We start from the raw sequence: 16,596 nt of genomic DNA on the forward strand, positions 1-16,596 counted from the left end.
TTTTAAAGGATATTTTATGCAAAGAGTAGATGTTACACCTAAAGCTTCAAAAGTAATTGAAAAATTAAAAGAACTTCATGGTGAATTGGTTTTTAATCAAAGTGGTGGTTGTTGTGATGGAACTGCTCCTATGTGTTATGAAAAAGGTGATTTTTATGTTCCAAGTAGAAATGTAAAAATGGGTGAAATTTGTGGATGTGAGTTTTTCATAGACCCAGACCAATTTGAATACTTTAAACACTCTTTTATAACAATAGATGTAAGAGAAGAAAAAGCTGCCTTTGGAAACTCTTTTTCACTTGAAATAGATTTAGGATATCAATTTATTACAAAATCAAGAATTATGACAGATGAAGAGTATAAACAACTTTTAGAAGAAGAAAAATGATACTACTTTGATATTATCTCAAAATATAATTCTAACAGAAGAACAAATAAAAAGGTAACTTATGTTAGAAAATATATTAGAAAAAATAGAAACTTTACCACCATTACCCCAAACAATTTTAGAAATAGAAACATTTAGAAAACAAAATAATCAAGAACCTGATGAATTAGTAAAAATCGCAGAAAAAGACCCTTTATGTGTTGCAACTTTATTAAAAATTTCAAATTCATCTTTTTTTGGTTTTAATTCAAAAATAGAAACTGTAAAAAGAGTAATAAATCTTTTAGGAATAAATTTTACAATTTATGTTGCTATAAAAGAGGCAATAGATAGTGTTTTAAAAATAGATTTATATCCTTATGGAATAAAGTGTGAAGATTTTACAAAAATAACACATATCTCTTTACGTTTTTTAGATTTATGGATAACAAAAAAAGATAGAGAGTTTAAAGATGAGGTTTTGCTTGCATGTTTATTACATGAAACTGGTAAATTTTTATTATCAGAAACAGTTGTAAATAGAGGATTATTAGATGAGTTTAAACAAAGAATTGATTCAGGAGAAGAGGTATCAAAAGTTGAAAAAGAGTTGTTAGAGGTAACAACACACAAAGTTACAGCAGAGATTTTTAGATATTGGAATTTTAATAATAATCTGATTGAAATTATAGAGTTTGTTGATGATATTAATAGCTGTAGTGAAAAAAATCGAGAAAAGTGCCAAATTTTGGATATTATAAGAACTCTTTTTGATATGAAAAATTTTTTAAGTGAAGAGAATAAACAAAAAGCTTTACAAAAAGCAAAAGAGTATAATTTTGATATTGAGTATTTAAATTACGCAATTCAAAGTATAAAAAACTAAAGGGGAAAAACTATTTTTTCCCCTCTTCATTTGTAACTAAAGCAAGATTTGTTAAATCATATTTTTGAAGTAAATCTAAAACTTTTACAACCCTTTGATACTCAACTTTTTTATCAATTCTAACAATAACTGGTTTATTTTTATTTTTTATTGCTTTTAAATTATCTTCTAAAGATTCAAAAGAGACTTCAATTCCTTTTATTGCTAACTTATTTTGATTTAATTCAATAAAGACTTGTTCCTCTTTTATTTCCATCTCTTTTGCATTTGATGTAGGTAAATCTAACATTAAAGCAAGTTCCTCTTTTTTGAAAACAGATGTAACAATAAAAAAGATAAGTAAAATAAAAACAACGTCAATAACAGGAGTTAAATCTAAGCCTAAAGCTTCACGTCTTTTCATTATTCGCTTATCTCTTTTTTAGCTTTTAATTCAATTGAATCAATCAAAGAGATAAAATGGTTATAAGCTATTTGATGAGGAATTGCAACGATAAGACCTGCAATTGTTGTAATAAGTGCTATTCCAATTCCATTTGAAAATATTGTTGGGTCTCCTAAACCATTTTGAGTGATTGCTTCAAAAGATTTATAAACTCCAATAACAGTTCCAAGAAGTCCTAAAAGAGGTGCAACAGTTGCTATATTTTTTATAATTGTAAGCCCTGATTCAAGTTTTTTAACTTCATACTCAATTTGAGAATTGATAGAAGAGTTATTTGTAACTTTATTTTTTATATGATTTATAATTGTATTTTTTCTCGGAAGTGTGAAAAATTTCCATAAAATAATTGTAAATCCAATTACATTTAAAAATATTAAAATATAAACAATAACTCCACCTTTATCAATGTATCCCATTAAATCCATAACGACCCCAATAATTTTTTGTGACATTGTACAAAAATTTTGCTAATAGATGGTACAATTTTTTATGAACTATACAAATTCTTTAACCCAACAAATAAGCTTTAATAATCAAAAATATTTCGTAAAAAGAGATGATTTATTACACAAAGATTTTTCAGGAAATAAGGCTAGAAAGTTTTATTATTTTTTGAAAAATGATTTTGCAAAAATAAAAAAAGTTATCTCTTTTGGTTCAGCTCAATCAAATGCAATGTATTCGCTCTCTGTATTATGTAAAACAAAAGGTTGGGAGTTTGATTATTATGTTGACCATATCGCCTCTTTTTTAAAAGAAAATCCAGTTGGAAATTATAAATATGCACTTGAAAATGACATGAATATTGTTGAAGCTGAAATTCCAAAAAGTTTTAAAGAAGATGAACTTTTTATTAGTGAAGGAGGAGCAATTTTTGAAGCCTCTTTTGGAATAGAGATTTTAGCAAATGAGATAAAATCTTGGGCAGAAAAACATCAAATAAAAAATCTAAAAGTTTTTTTACCAAGTGGCACAGGAACAACAGCCCTTTATTTACAAAAATTTCTTCCTTTTGAAGTTTTGACTTGTGCTTGTGTTGGAGATGAAGAGTATTTAAAAAAGCAGTTTTTAGCTCTTGAAAAAAACAATTTTCCTACAATTTTAAAAAAAGAGAAAAAATATCACTTTGGGAAACTTTATAAAGAGTTTTATGAGATTCATAATGAACTAATAAAACAAACAAATATTGAATTTGATTTACTTTATGATAGTTTAGGTTGGCTTTGTTTTGAAAAATATGTAGAAAATTTTGATAAAAAAGATGAATATGAATTTTTATATATTCATCAAGGTGGATTGCTTGGAAATATCTCAATGAAAGAGAGATATAAACACAAATTTGACAAATAAATAAAATCTTTTTATTAATGAAAAAAAAGATAACATTGCGAGATGTTATCAAAAAATGAAATAAAACTTATAAAATTAATAAAATTCACACCTGTTTTTATTGTTGCTTTAGTATGTGTTATGGTTACGTTTTTATTGTATGTTGATAAAAATATTACACTACAAGCAGATTTAAAAACTCTACAAAATGATTATCTAAAACGAAATGAAAATATTATAAAAGATGAACTAGAAAAAGTTTATGATTTTATCGTTCATAAAAAATTAAATAGTGAAAAAGAGTTAAAAGAAGATATTAAAAAAAGAGTTATTGAAGCACATAATGTTATGACTTTTATTTATGAAAAATATAAAAATAAAGAATCTGATGAAAAAATAAAAGAGAGAATAAAAAATGCTTTAACTGCTCTTAGATTCAATGATGGAAGAGGATATTTTTATATTACAAGTATGGAAGGAGAATCTATTTTATATCCTTTAAGTCAGAAATTTGAAAATAAATCAATTTTGGATTTTGAAGATAATTTTGGTTTGAGATTTGTAGAAAATGCTATAAATGGTCTAAAAGATAAAACAGAGGCTTACAATGAGTATTATTGGAAAAAACCTGAGTCTGATGAAAAATTAAAACAGTATAAAAAGATTACTTTCAATAAAGTATTTGAACCATATAATTGGTTTGTTGGAACTGGTGAATATTTAGAAGATTTTGAAGAAAAAATAAAAAAAGAGATTTTAGAATATATAACAAGTATAAAATATTTAAAAAATGGTTATGTTTTTGTAATAAATAAAAATGGAGTTTATCTATCTCATATAAATCAATCTTACGTTGGAGTTAATCGCCTTGATTTAAAAGATTCAAATGGTTTTATGATTACTAAAGAGATTATTGAATTAGCAAAAAAAGGTGAAGGTTTTTTAAAATATATAAGTACAGTAAAGCCAGAAGATAGTCAATCTGCTGAGAAAATAACTTTTGTAAAAGGTTTTAAAGACTGGGAATGGGCAATTGCAACAGGATTTTATACAGATGAATTAGACCAACAAATAAAATCTAAAGAGAGAGAATATAAAGAGAATTATATGCATAATTTATTGACTCTTTTTACAGTTAGCGGATTATTGACAATTCTTTTTTTATTTTTATCTTTTTATATATCAAAAAGATTAGAATTAAGATTTTATAAATATAAACAACAAGTATTAACAAATATTAAAAAAAGTAGAGAAAAAGACAGTATGTTAGCTCAACAGTCAAAAATGGCTGCAATGGGTGAAATGCTTGAAAATATTGCACATCAATGGCGACAACCTTTAAGTTCAATCTCAACTCTTTCAACGGGTGTAAAAATAAGATATGAATATGGAGGAATAGAAAAAGAAGAGTTACTTCATGCTATGGATTCAATAACTACAACTACAAAATATCTATCACAAACAATTGATGATTTTAGAGATTATTTTAATCCCCATAAAGAGGCTACTTATTTTAATATAGAAGATATTTTTAATAAGGCTTTAGATTTACTTGAAGTTCAGTTCAATCTAAAAAATATTAAATTTATCAAAAACTTAAATGAAGTATATATTTATGGTTTTGAAAATGAATTTTTACAAGTAATAATCAATATTTTAAATAATGCAAAAGATGAATTTGATAGAAAAGAGTTAGAAGATAGATATATTTTTATAGGTATAGAAAAAAAAGATAATCAAGTTAAAATTTCAATAAAAGACAATGCTGGTGGAATTGATGAAAAAATCATAAATAAAATTTTTGAACCCTATTTTACTACAAAATTCAAATCTCAAGGGACAGGAATAGGTTTATATATGTCAAAAGAGATAATTGAAAAACATATGAAAGGTAAAATTTTAGTATCAAATAAAGAGTTTGTTTATGAAGAAAAAGCTCAAAAAGGAGCTTTATTTGAGATTTTATTTTCTATAGTTGATGAAAAAGCTATTTAAAGTTTTTTACAAAGTTTATAAAATCATCTTCTTTTAAAGCTTTTGAATAAAACCAACCTTGAATTTCATCACACCCCTCTTTTCTTAAGAACTCTTTTTGTTCTTCTGTTTCTACACCCTCAGCAATGGTTTTCATTCCTAAACCATTTCCTAAAGCTATAATTGTTCTTGCTATTGCAACATCTTTTTTATTTGAAGGAAGCCCATCTATAAATGATTTATCAATTTTTAGTTTATCAATTGGAAATTGTTTTAAATAGTTTAAAGAGGAATAACCAGTTCCAAAATCATCAACAGCAAGTTTTATACCAAGATTTTTTAGATTCTCCAAAATTAATAAAGAATCTTCAACATCTTCCATGATATAACTTTCAGTTAATTCAATCTCTAAATTTTGTGGATTTAATTTTGAATGTTCTAACTCTTTAACGATAGTTTTTAAAACTTGACTATATTTTATTTGAATATTTGAAATATTTACTGCAATTAATCCATTTTCTAAAAGTTTTAAGTCATTTAATTTTTTTATAAACTCGCAAGCTTTTTTTAGTACAAATTCACCAATAGGAATGATTAGTTTTGATTCTTCTGCATAAGGAATAAAATTTTCAGGTGAAATAACTCCTAATGTTTTATGATTCCATCTAATAAGCGCTTCTGCTCCTAAAATTGTGTTTGTTTTTAAATCAATTTGTGGTTGATAATATATCTCAAATTCATTATTTTTTAAAGCCTCAGTTAATTCTTGTTTCATAATAATTTTTTCAAAAATTTCACTTGTCATTTCTTCTTTGTAAAATTGATATTGATTTCTTCCTGCATTTTTAGCACTGTACATCGCAGTATCTGCGTGTTTTATTAAATCCTCTTCATTTAAGCCATTATTTGGGAAAACAGAAATTCCAACACTTACAGTTATATCAAAAATGTACTCTTGCATTTTTATTGGTTCTTTGAAATCATTAACAATTTTTTTAGCTATTTTTTCAATATCTCTATCTTCCATAATATCTTCAATTACAACGATAAATTCATCTCCACCAATTCGTGAAATAGTGTCATTTTTTCTAATATTTTTGTGTAATCTATTTGCCACAAGATTGATTATATTATCTCCTATTGAGTGACCATAGGTATCATTGATTAATTTAAAATTATCAATATCAATAAAAAATACTGCAATTCTTTGTTTTAATTCGTGAGCTTTTTCAATTGATTTTATTAATCTAGCTTTTAATAAAAGTCTATTTGGAAGTTTTGTTAATGGGTCATGATGGGCTAAAAATTCAATTTTTGCATTTGAGTTTTTTATTTTTGTAATATCTGAAAATAGAGCAACATAATTTAAAATATTTCCATTATTATCTTTTACAACACTAAGATTTAACCATTCAGGATAGACTTCTCCATTTTTTTTACGATTCCAAATTTCACCTTTAAATGAACCTTTTTTCTCTAAAGTATCCCAAAGATTTGTATAAAAATCTTTTTCATGTCTACCTGATTTTAAAATCTTAGGATTTTTACCTTTTATTTCATCAAAAGTGTAACCAGTAATTTCAGTGAATGCATAATTTATAGAAATAATCTCTTTTTTCTCATTTGTAATTATGATTCCTTCTGTTGTATTTTCAAAAACAATATCTGAAAGTTTGAGTTTATTTTGGATTTTTTCTTCTTCTGTAATATCTTTAAAAATACAGTGGGTTTTTAATTGTCCATTAAATTCAGAAATATTTCCAGTAAAACTTGCAAGAATTATTTCACCATTCTTTTTTCTCATTCTTATTTTTTCATTTTCCACATGTCTAGTTTTTAAAAAAGTTGCAAATAAACTTTTAAGTTTTTCAAAACTTTCATTAGCAAATGAAGAAAATTTTTGACCTATTACTTCATTTTTTTCATATCCAGTTAACTCTAACCATTTTTTATTAACATTTGTGATAATTCCATAATGATTTAGTGATTGATAAGCATAAGGAACTTCTTCATATAAAAATTTAAAACTCTCTTCTATCTCTTTATTTTTATTTGCTATTTCTGAAATATTTGTAAATAAAAGTTTGATTATTGAATTTTCCATAATCTCACTATAAATTACAGTAAGTTGAAAAATATTATCTCCTATTTCAATAATTTCATGCTCTTTAAAACTATTAGATTTGATTTTTTTATAAATCAAATCCCATCTTGCTTTTGAGATTAGGTTTGTAATATTTTCGTCAACTTTAATAGGAAATAAATTTTTTGCTTTTTCATTGAACCAATAAATTATTTGTTCTTCATCATTATCAAAAAGTTCAATTACAGCTTCATTTAATGAGTTGAAAGTATTTTTTACATCTTTTAATTTAGACTCTAAAAAAAGATTGTAGTTCCCTTTTATGTTATTTAAAATCTCTTTAGAAGTAATTATAAAATAGCTAGAAGTTTGATTTTCAAAAATGATAGCTCTTCTTATCTCTTTTTCTCTCATTGTTTTAACTATTTCAAATAAAGATTCATTGCTATTAAAAGTAATAAGATTTTTATGAACAAACTCTTCAATATTTAAAGTTGTATCTATGTGTCTTTGAGCAAGATTTATAATATCACTCTCTGTTAAAATTCCAATTGGTAAATTTTTATCAAATACTAAAATAGACCCAAATTTTTTTTCATTCATACTATCAAGTGCATCTTGAATAGTTGAGTTTTTTTCTATACTAAGAGCCTTATTTTTACCTCTTATGATATCTATTGCTTTGATTGATGTTTTAAATATATCTTGTTCAAATTCATAAATAAGTTTTTCTTGTAAAATCGTACCTAAATAATTATTTTCATTATCTATTACAATTATTCTTCTTATTTTATGATTTAACATTAATCCTAAAATATAGTTTGTTTTTCTATTTACTTTTGTTGTAATTAATGTTTTATTTGCAAAATTTATTGCTTTTTGATTAAGGTCTATATGTTTTGTATAAAGAAAAAGAATATCTCTTTCAGTAATGATTCCAATGGCTTTTTTATTATCTAACAAAACAAAATGTTTAGTATGATTTTTTATCATTGCGTCTAAAATTTCTTGTAATGTTACATCAAAATTAATAGAATCATTTGAATTAGAAATTAGTTTAATTAAGGACATCTTTTTTCCATTTAAAGAAGTAGTAAAAAGTTATTTTATCAGAATAAAATAAAATTAGAAATAATAAACTTTAATACACTATATAAATTTACTATAAATTAGATATAATCCCCCACTATGAAAAAGAATAATATTATACTAATTGGTTTTATGGGTGTTGGTAAAGGTACAGTTGCAAGGGCTTTAGTTAAAAAATCTGACATGTTTGCAATTGATACTGATGATTTAATCGAAAGTATGGAAAACAGAAAAATCAAAAAAATTTTTGAAGAAGAGGGTGAACCATATTTTAGAAACTTAGAAAAAAAGACTGCTTTATGGCTTGAAAAAAATGTAAATAATACAATTGTTTCAACTGGTGGTGGATTTTATAAGCAAGAAAATATAAACAAAATAGGAAAAGTTGTTTATTTAAAATCATCATTTCAAGGAATCCTAGACAGAATAAATAGTGCTCCAAATGCTGCAAATAAATTGAAAAAAAGACCACTTTTACAAAATATGGAAGAGGCTTTAAAACTTTATAATTCAAGAGCTAAAGATTATGAAAAAGTTGCAAAAATAGTTGTTGATGTTGAAAATAAAGATTTAAAAGATATCGTAAAAGAGATTTTAGGACAAATATAAATGAAAATAATAAATACTAAAGATACAAACTTTAAAAGTGAATTTGATTCTATTTTAGCAAGAGCTAAAAGTGATATAAAAGGCGTTTCATCAATTGTTATGAATATTATTGATGAAATAGTAGCTGAAGGAAATGTTGCTTTAAAAAGACATATTGAAAAGTTTGATAAATGGGAAGTTAAATCAGATGATGAATTATTGATTTCTCAAGATGATATGAAAAAAGCATATGAAAATATTGATGTAAAACTAAGACAGGCTCTTCATACAGCATATGATAGAATTAAAGCATATCATGAAAAACAACTTCCAAAATCTTGGCTTGATTTTGAATCAAATGGAACAATTTTAGGACAAAAAGTAACTCCTGTTGATAAAGCTGGACTTTATATCCCTGGTGGGAAAGCTGCATATCCAAGTTCACTTTTAATGAATGCAGTTCCTGCAATCGTTGCTGGTGTTAAAGAAATAGTTGTATGTACTCCAACTCCAAATAACGAAGTAAATGAACTTTTACTTGCTGCTTGTCATTTATGTAAAGTTTCAAAAGTTTATAAAGTTGGAGGAGCAAGTGCAATTGCAGCTATGGCTTATGGAACACAAACTATTCCTAAAGTTGATGTAATTACAGGTCCTGGAAATATCTTTGTTGCAACTGCTAAAAAACTTGTTTTTGGTGAAGTTAATATTGATATGATTGCTGGTCCTTCTGAAATAGGAATTTTAGCTGATGCAACAGCAAAACCTCACTATTTAGCAATTGATTTATTATCTCAAGCAGAACATGATGAAATGGCAAGTTCGATTATGATTACAACTTGTGATGAAATTGCTAGCTTAACAAGTAAAGAAGTTGAAGAGTACTTAAAAACTTTAAGTAGAGAAGCAATTGCTAGAAAATCAATTGATGAAAGAGGAGCAATAATTGTTGCTTCGAATATGGAAGAAGCGATTGAACTTATGAATGAAATAGCACCAGAACACTTAGAAGTTATGACTCAAAATCCTTTTGAATTATTACCTTACATTAAACATGCAGGTGCAATTTTCTTAGGTGAAAACACTCCTGAACCAATCGGAGATTATATAGCTGGACCAAATCATACTCTTCCAACAGGAAGTACAGCTAAATTTTATAGTCCGTTAAATGTAGAAAACTTTATGAAAAAAAGTTCAATTATAAATTTTTCAAAAAATGCTATAAATGAATTAGGTGAAGCTTGTGCATTATTAGCTGACACTGAAGGTCTTACAGCTCACGCTAAATCTGTAAGAGTTAGATTAGAAAATAAATAAGGAAAATAGATGTCAATATTTAGTGAATGGTTTACTGAAGACGAAGATGATATATTTATGGGAAGCCCAAAATCTAAGTTTTTTGATGTAACAAGAGAAGCTTCAAAAGAAGTAGTAGAAGATGAAATTGATAAAATCATAGAAAAATTGGCTGTACTTGAAATGATAATTAGTGAAGATAAAGATGAAAATTTTGATATCAATGAATTTATCAAAGAGTATACTTTAGAAAATTCTCAAAAAGTAAAAGCTATGAAAAAAGGTCTTTATGTTGAATTTACTGGTGAAATTATCTGTAGATTAGATTCATAAAGGTTAGATGTGGAAGAGTTAGAACAAGTTAAAAGTCAAATAAAAGAGTTTATAAAAGTTTGTAATCATCAAAAAAGTTTAGAACTTTTAGATAAATTAGCAACAGGAAAAATGTTGCGTTCTAAACTGATTTTAAAAATTGCAGGAGTAAATGAAGAGAGTATTAAACTTTGTGCAATTGTAGAGATGATTCATGCAGCATCACTTTTACATGATGATGTTATTGATGAAGCTGATACTAGACGAGGTCAACCTTCTGTAAATGCACTTTACGATAATAAAACTTCTATAATGTTCGGAGATATTTTATATTCAAGAGCATTTACTGAACTTTCTTTAATGGATAAAAGAGTTGCATATACAATCTCAAATGCTGTAACACTTTTAAGTATTGGTGAGATGATGGATGTTGATTTAACTGAAAGCTTCAATACTTCTTATGATTTATATCTTGATATGATTTATAAAAAAACAGCTTCTTTAATAGAAGCAAGTGCAAAAGCAGCTGCAATATTAGCTGGACTTGATGAAAATAAATATGCACTTTATGGTAAAAATCTTGGACTTGCTTTTCAAATGGTAGATGATATTTTAGATATAACTCAAGATAGTGCTACTTTAGGAAAACCAGCAATGCACGATTATGTTGAAGGAAAAGTAACTATTCCATATTTATTTTTATATGAAAGAGTTGAAGATAAAACAAAACTTGCTTCATTATACAAAAAAGAGTTAAGTTCTGAAGAGAGTGCTTGGATTAAAGAACAAATGAAAATAACTAAGGCTTTAGAAGACTCTATTTTACAAGCTAAAGAGATTGGAAATGAAGCAATTAGTGCTGTAATAGATGAAAAAGATAGCCAAACTCTTGTTATGATAATGAAAGCAATGATTGAAAGAGAGTTTTAATGAGTTACTTAATAATTAGTTTTTCTCACAAAAATATTGATATTAAAATGAGAGAAAAACTTAGCTTTAATAGTGATGAAGATAAAGAGAGATTTATAAAACAAATTTTAGAAAATGAGCCTACAAAAGAAGTAGTTTTATTATCAACTTGTAATAGGGTTGAAATAATTACAAGAAGTTCAAATGTAAAACAAAGTGCAAGAAATATCATTGAAAAATTAGCAACTTATTCTGGACTTGATTTTGAACTTTTATATGATAGAGCAGATATTTATGATAATGATGGAGCTGTTCATCATCTGTTTTCAGTAGCATCTGCACTTGATTCACTTGTAATTGGTGAAACACAAATAGTTGGACAATTAAAAGATGCTTTTAGATTCTCTCAAGCAAAAGGTTATTGTAGCTCAAATATAACAAGAGTTATGCACTATGCCTTTAAATGTGCTGCACAAGTAAGAAATGCAACAAGTTTAGGAACAGGTTCAGTTTCTGTTGCTTCAACAGCTGTTGCAAAAGCAAAAGATATAATTGGAAATACAAAAGGTGTAAAAGCTTTAGTAATTGGTGCAGGTGAGATGAGTGAACTAACTGTTAAACATCTTATTTCATCAGGTTTTGATGTAACAATAATTAGTAGAGATATGAAAAAAGCTCAAAATTTAGCAACTACATTTGAAGTTCACGTAAATGTTGAACCTTATAGTGAATTATCAAACTTACTAGCAAAAACACCAGTTATGATAACAGCAACTTCTGCTCCTTATCCAATCATCACAAAAGATAATGCACCAAGTTCAAATATAAATAGATATTGGTTTGATATCGCAGTTCCAAGAGATATTGATGAAAATATTTCATTATCAAATTTAGAAGTTTATTCAGTTGATGATTTACAAGATATAGTAAATGAAAATATGAGTTTAAGAGCAGAACAAGCAAAAACAGCTTATGGAATAGTAAGTCGTATGTCATTAGAGTTTTTTGAATGGCTTAAATCACTTGAAATAGAACCAATTGTAAAAAATCTTTATGTAAAAGGTAATGATATTATCGATAAAAAAGTAAAAAATGCTATAAAAAAGGGATATATTAGTGCAAGTGATGAAGAAAACATCAGAAAACTTTGTCAAACTGTAATTACTGAATATTTACATCAACCTTCAAAACAATTAAAAGATATTTCAAAAAATATGGAGTGTGATTTAGTTGTAGGAACTGTTCAAAATATGTTTGGATTTAATAATGATTCAAATTTAAGAAATAAATATAAATGTGACCATTTATCAAAAAATTAAAATAGGAAAGATAATCAATGAAATTTAGTAAAATGTTTATTCCAACAACAAAAGAGACTCCAAATGATGCAACATTACCATCTCATCAATATTTAGTAAGAGGTGGATTTATAGCTCAAACTGGAGCTGGAATTTATGATTTTATGCCTTTAGGAAAAATTGTTTTAGAAAAAATTAGAGCTATTGTAAAAGAAGAGATGGATGAGGCTGGTGCAAATGAAGTTCAATTTGGTTTTGTAACACCTTTATCATTATGGCAAGAATCAGGGCGAGCTACAACTATGGGAGCAGAAATGCTTCGATTTAAAGATAGAAAAAATGGTGAGTTTGTATTAAGTCCAACAAATGAAGAAGCTGTTGTAAATATGGTAAAAAATAGAATTACTTCATATAAAGATTTACCAGTTCACCTTTATCAAATAAATACAAAATTTAGAGATGAAGCACGTCCACGATTTGGACTTATGAGAGGAAGAGAATTCTTGATGAAAGATGGATATTCTTTCCACGCTAACGAAGAGGATTTGGTTCGAGAATTTAATCTTATGGAAGCAACTTATAAAAAAATTTATACAAAATTAGGTTTAGATTTTAGAGTTGTTGCAGCAGATTCTGGAGCAATTGGTGGAAGTGGTTCAAAAGAATTTCACGTAATTGCAGATTCAGGTGAAGATACAATAGTTATTTGTGATTCTTGTGATTATGGTGCAAATATTGAAGCAGCGACAAGAAAACCAAGACATTTTACAGCTTGGTTTGAAAATACAAACACACCAGCTTCAATGGAAAAAGTTTTAACACAAGATTTAAAAACTATTGAAGAAGTTTCAAACTTTTTAAGTATCTCAAAAGCTCAAACAATCAAAGCAGTTATTAAAAGAGCAATTTTTGAAGATAAAACTCAAATAGTTGTATTTTTTGTAAGAGGTGATGACGAACTTGAAGAGACAAAAGCTTGTAACGCTGTTAATGCTTTAGAATTAACTGATGCAACAGAGGATGATATAAAAGAGGCTGGATTAGTTGCAGGTTATTGTGGACCTTTTAATCTTCCTTCAAATATAAATTTTGTTGTTGATTTAGAACTTAAAGATGAAGTTGGACTTGCTTGTGGAGCTAATGAAGAGAATTACCATTTAGTAAATACAGATTTATCAACTCTAAAAGATGTAAAATATTTTGATTTAGTTGCAGTTCAAGAGGGAGATATTTGTGCTTGTTGTGGTGGAAAATTAACATACACTAAAGGAATTGAAGCAGGGCATATTTTCCAATTAGGGACTAAATATTCTGCTGCTATGAATGCAAACTTTTTAGATGAAAATGGAAAAGCAAAACCATTTGTTATGGGATGTTATGGAATTGGAGTTTCAAGACTTGTTGCTGCTGTAATTGAGCAAAACCATGATGATAAAGGTTGTATCTGGACAAAAGCAACAGCACCATTTATGGTTGACATTATTGTTTCAAACTCTAAAAAAGAGGATGAAGCACAAGTTGGAGAAGAACTTTACAACAAGCTAAAACACGCTGGAATTAGTACAATTTTAGATGATAGAATAAATGCTAGATTTGGTTTTAAAATGAGCGATTTTGAACTTTTAGGTTTTCCTTATGCAGTTGTAATTGGAAAAAAATTAGCTGAAGGTTTTGTAGAAATCGTTGATAGAAAAACATTAGAAAAAATAGATGTAAAAGTTGAAGATGTTTTAGGAAAAATAATCGAATTAACTAAGTAAGGAGTTAAATTTGGAAAAAGAATTAGAAAAAAATATTGAAGTAATAACAAAGGATATAAAATCATATATTCCTGATAATATTGTTGAGATAGTTGCTAGTTATGCTTTTTCATTATTAATGGCTCTTTTAATATTTGTTATTGGGAAATGGGCTGTAAATAAAATAGTTAAATTACTTGGAAAAGTACTTAGAAAAGTAAAAGGAATGGATGAAACTCTAATAAAATTTTTAGAGAATATTGTTTATTACGCTTTAATGATAGTTGTTATTTTAACTGCACTTGGAAAGCTTGGAGTTGAAACTACATCTTTTTTAGCTATTTTAGGAGCAGCTGGTCTTGCTATTGGTTTAGCTCTAAAAGATTCTCTTGGAAACTTTGCTTCAGGAGTTATGATAATTTTATTTAAACCATTTAAAGTTGGTGATTTTGTAACTGCTGGTGGAGTTACAGGAAGTGTAAGTGAAGTAGGAATCTTTAACTCTGTTTTTATAACAGGAGATAATCAAAAAATTATTGTACCAAATAGTGCAATTACAAGTAGTTCTATTACAAATGTAAATGCTTTTGATACAAGAAGAGTTGATTTAGTTGTTGGAATTTCTTATGATGATGATATTAAAAAAGCAAAAGAGATTTTAACAAATATTTTAAATTCAAATGAAAAAGTTTTAATTGAAAAAGGTATAACAGTTGCCGTTTCAGAACTTGCTGATTCTTCTGTAAATTTTGTGGTACGTGCTTGGGTTAATACATCTGATTATTGGGATGTAAAATTTGGATTAACTGAATCTATTAAAACAACATTTGATAAAGAAGGAATCACAATTCCTTATCCACAACAAGATGTTTACCATCACAACAAAGATTAATATACCTAAAATATTAGAAAATATTTTAAAAAATTTACAAGAATTAGGAGCTCGTCCAATTCTTGTAGGTGGTTGCGTTCGTGACTATTTTTTAAATAAAGAGATTAAAGATTTTGATATAGAAATCTTTGATTTTGACTCTTTAGAATTACTTGAAATTTCATTAAAAAAATTTGGAAATGTTAAACTTGTTGGAAAATCTTTTGGAGTTTTGACTTTAAAAGTTGAAGGTTATGATTTTGATTTTGCACTTCCAAGAATTGAAAAAAAAGTTGGAAACTCTCATACTGATTTTGAAGTTATAACAAATTCAAATCTGAGTTTTGAAGAAGCAGCAATTAGAAGAGATTTTACAATAAATGCAATAGGATATGATTATTTTAAAGATGAATTTATTGACCCCTTTAATGGAATAGATGATTTAAAAAATAGAACTTTAAAACATATAGATGAAAAAACTTTTGTGGAAGATAGTTTAAGAGTTTATAGAGCAGTTCAATTTGCTGCAAGATTTGAATTCAACCTTGATGAAAACACTAAAGAGTTATGTAAAAAAATAGTTTTAAGTGATGAACTTTCATATTTACCAAAAGAGAGAATTTATGAAGAGTTTAAAAAACTATTTTTAAAATCTTCTAAACCATCTGTTGGATTTGAACTTTTAAGGGAATTGGGCGTTTTAAAATATTTTCCTGAGTTGCAAGCTTTGATAAACTGTAAGCAAGAACCAGAGTATCATCCTGAAGGTGATGTTTGGATTCATACTTTAATGTGCTTAGATGAATTGGCAAAGATTTTAGAAAAAGAAAAAATTGAAGATGAGTATAAAAAACTATATCTTTTTTATGCAGTTTTATGTCACGATTTTGGAAAACCATTTTGTACAAAAGAGATAAATGGAAAAATAACTTCTTATAAACATGAATCTTTAGGGATAGAACCAACGATCTCTTTTTTAGAAAAATTAACAAATGAAAAAAAATTTATTGAAATAGTTTGTTCTTTAGTAAAAAATCATCTTATTCCTTTTCAGTTATATTTATCACATTCAAGTGAAAAAGCCGTAAAAAGATTATCTTTAAAAGTTAATATTGAAGATTTATGTTTTGTTTGTTTGTCTGATTGTTTAGGAAGAGATTTGGATGATAAATGTAAATGTTATGATGCAATAAATTGGTTAAATGAAAAAGCAAAAGAGTTGGAAATTCACAATGAGCCTATAAAACAACTTGTTTTAGGGCGAGATTTAATAGCTTTAGGTTATAAACCATCAAAAGAGTTTAAAGAGATTTTAGAGTTTGCTTTTGATTTACAAATTGATGAAAATTTATCAAAAGAAGAAATTCTAAATAAAATAACAAATAAATATTAGAATTGTTATTTTTAAGA

At 26.5% G+C, this 16,596-nt stretch carries 15 protein-coding genes; 12 read left to right on the forward strand and 3 right to left on the reverse strand.

The features are described 5' to 3' along the window. The first annotated feature begins 16 nt into the window (after positions 1 to 16). Entirely contained in the window at positions 17 to 388 is a 372-nt protein-coding gene (locus AELL_RS02575; RefSeq protein WP_118916443.1) for a DUF779 domain-containing protein, read from the forward strand. Positions 389 to 449: 61 nt separating this feature from the next. Continuing rightward, positions 450 to 1,253 (forward strand): HDOD domain-containing protein, encoded by an 804-nt coding sequence (locus AELL_RS02580; RefSeq protein ID WP_118916444.1) that lies wholly within the window; start codon positions 450 to 452, stop codon positions 1,251 to 1,253. A gap of 10 nt (positions 1,254 to 1,263) precedes the next feature. Here AELL_RS02580 and AELL_RS02585 read toward each other — a convergent pair whose 3' ends face one another. Together AELL_RS02585 and AELL_RS02590 are read right to left on the reverse strand one after the other, a co-directional pair. Continuing rightward, a complete protein-coding gene (locus tag AELL_RS02585; RefSeq protein WP_118916445.1) occupies positions 1,264 to 1,656 on the reverse strand; it encodes an ExbD/TolR family protein in 393 nt (130 codons plus the stop codon). Further along, a complete protein-coding gene (locus AELL_RS02590) occupies positions 1,656 to 2,150 on the reverse strand; it encodes a MotA/TolQ/ExbB proton channel family protein (protein WP_226806007.1) in 495 nt (164 codons plus the stop codon). The genes AELL_RS02585 and AELL_RS02590 overlap by 1 nt, the downstream gene beginning before the upstream one ends. A 37-nt stretch (positions 2,151 to 2,187) precedes the next feature. Between AELL_RS02590 and AELL_RS02595 the strand changes: the two genes are divergently transcribed. Together AELL_RS02595 and AELL_RS02600 are read left to right on the forward strand one after the other, a co-directional pair. After that, entirely contained in the window at positions 2,188 to 3,048 is an 861-nt protein-coding gene (locus AELL_RS02595; protein WP_118916447.1) for a 1-aminocyclopropane-1-carboxylate deaminase, read from the forward strand. Positions 3,049 to 3,090: 42 nt separating this feature from the next. Then, positions 3,091 to 5,022, forward strand: a complete 1,932-nt coding sequence (locus tag AELL_RS02600; RefSeq protein WP_118916448.1) for a sensor histidine kinase — start codon at positions 3,091 to 3,093, stop codon at positions 5,020 to 5,022. Here the strand turns inward: AELL_RS02600 and AELL_RS02605 are convergent. Beyond that, entirely contained in the window at positions 5,015 to 8,155 is a 3,141-nt protein-coding gene (locus AELL_RS02605) for an EAL domain-containing protein (protein ID WP_118916449.1), read from the reverse strand. The two genes, AELL_RS02600 and AELL_RS02605, sit on opposite strands and share 8 nt — an antisense overlap. 117 nt (positions 8,156 to 8,272) lie before the next feature. Between AELL_RS02605 and AELL_RS02610 the strand changes: the two genes are divergently transcribed. Genes AELL_RS02610 through AELL_RS02645 form a run of 8 tightly spaced genes read left to right on the forward strand, consistent with a single transcriptional unit; the run spans position 8,273 to position 16,579 of the window. Further along, positions 8,273 to 8,782: a shikimate kinase gene (locus tag AELL_RS02610; protein ID WP_118916450.1), complete on the forward strand. Its 510-nt coding sequence runs from the start codon at positions 8,273 to 8,275 to the stop codon at positions 8,780 to 8,782. Beyond that, a complete protein-coding gene (gene hisD, locus AELL_RS02615; RefSeq protein WP_118916451.1) occupies positions 8,783 to 10,078 on the forward strand; it encodes a histidinol dehydrogenase in 1,296 nt (431 codons plus the stop codon). Positions 10,079 to 10,087: 9 nt separating this feature from the next. Further along, positions 10,088 to 10,390 (forward strand): DUF2018 family protein, encoded by a 303-nt coding sequence (locus AELL_RS02620; RefSeq protein ID WP_118916452.1) that lies wholly within the window; start codon positions 10,088 to 10,090, stop codon positions 10,388 to 10,390. A 9-nt stretch (positions 10,391 to 10,399) separates the two neighbouring features. Beyond that, positions 10,400 to 11,299 (forward strand): polyprenyl synthetase family protein, encoded by a 900-nt coding sequence (locus AELL_RS02625; protein WP_118916453.1) that lies wholly within the window; start codon positions 10,400 to 10,402, stop codon positions 11,297 to 11,299. Then, positions 11,299 to 12,597, forward strand: coding sequence for a glutamyl-tRNA reductase (gene hemA, locus AELL_RS02630; RefSeq protein WP_118916454.1), 1,299 nt, complete (start codon positions 11,299 to 11,301; stop codon positions 12,595 to 12,597). The genes AELL_RS02625 and hemA overlap by 1 nt, the downstream gene beginning before the upstream one ends. 17 nt (positions 12,598 to 12,614) lie before the next feature. Next, positions 12,615 to 14,336 carry a proline--tRNA ligase gene (locus AELL_RS02635; protein WP_118916455.1) on the forward strand — a complete coding sequence of 574 codons (1,722 nt, stop codon included), beginning with the start codon at positions 12,615 to 12,617 and terminating at the stop codon, positions 14,334 to 14,336. A gap of 10 nt (positions 14,337 to 14,346) precedes the next feature. Beyond that, positions 14,347 to 15,207 (forward strand): mechanosensitive ion channel family protein, encoded by an 861-nt coding sequence (locus AELL_RS02640; RefSeq protein ID WP_118916456.1) that lies wholly within the window; start codon positions 14,347 to 14,349, stop codon positions 15,205 to 15,207. Then, the gene (locus tag AELL_RS02645; RefSeq protein ID WP_192941209.1) at positions 15,182 to 16,579 is read left to right on the forward strand and encodes a CCA tRNA nucleotidyltransferase; all 1,398 of its coding nucleotides are present in this window, start codon (positions 15,182 to 15,184) and stop codon (positions 16,577 to 16,579) included. Before AELL_RS02640 ends, AELL_RS02645 begins: the two co-directional genes overlap by 26 nt. The last annotated feature ends 17 nt before the right edge of the window (positions 16,580 to 16,596 follow it).

This window comes from Arcobacter ellisii, from assembly GCF_003544915.1.
Lineage (GTDB): Bacteria > Campylobacterota > Campylobacteria > Campylobacterales > Arcobacteraceae > Aliarcobacter > Aliarcobacter ellisii.

Bases quoted from the DNA above. Each gene is read 5' to 3' on its own strand.
- AELL_RS02595 (WP_118916447.1), top strand. From the start codon at position 2,188: ATGAACTATACAAATTCTTTAACCCAACAAATAAGCTTTAATAATCAA.
- AELL_RS02575 (WP_118916443.1), top strand. From the start codon at position 17: ATGCAAAGAGTAGATGTTACACCTAAAGCTTCAAAAGTAATTGAAAAA.
- AELL_RS02580 (WP_118916444.1), top strand. From the start codon at position 450: ATGTTAGAAAATATATTAGAAAAAATAGAAACTTTACCACCATTACCC.
- AELL_RS02605 (WP_118916449.1), bottom strand. From the start codon at position 8,155: ATGTCCTTAATTAAACTAATTTCTAATTCAAATGATTCTATTAATTTT.
- AELL_RS02645 (WP_192941209.1), top strand. From the start codon at position 15,182: ATGTTTACCATCACAACAAAGATTAATATACCTAAAATATTAGAAAAT.
- AELL_RS02590 (WP_226806007.1), bottom strand. From the start codon at position 2,150: ATGTCACAAAAAATTATTGGGGTCGTTATGGATTTAATGGGATACATT.
- AELL_RS02620 (WP_118916452.1), top strand. From the start codon at position 10,088: ATGTCAATATTTAGTGAATGGTTTACTGAAGACGAAGATGATATATTT.
- AELL_RS02585 (WP_118916445.1), bottom strand. From the start codon at position 1,656: ATGAAAAGACGTGAAGCTTTAGGCTTAGATTTAACTCCTGTTATTGAC.
- AELL_RS02600 (WP_118916448.1), top strand. From the start codon at position 3,091: ATGTTATCAAAAAATGAAATAAAACTTATAAAATTAATAAAATTCACA.
- hemA (WP_118916454.1), top strand. From the start codon at position 11,299: ATGAGTTACTTAATAATTAGTTTTTCTCACAAAAATATTGATATTAAA.
- hisD (WP_118916451.1), top strand. From the start codon at position 8,783: ATGAAAATAATAAATACTAAAGATACAAACTTTAAAAGTGAATTTGAT.
- AELL_RS02610 (WP_118916450.1), top strand. From the start codon at position 8,273: ATGAAAAAGAATAATATTATACTAATTGGTTTTATGGGTGTTGGTAAA.
- AELL_RS02635 (WP_118916455.1), top strand. From the start codon at position 12,615: ATGAAATTTAGTAAAATGTTTATTCCAACAACAAAAGAGACTCCAAAT.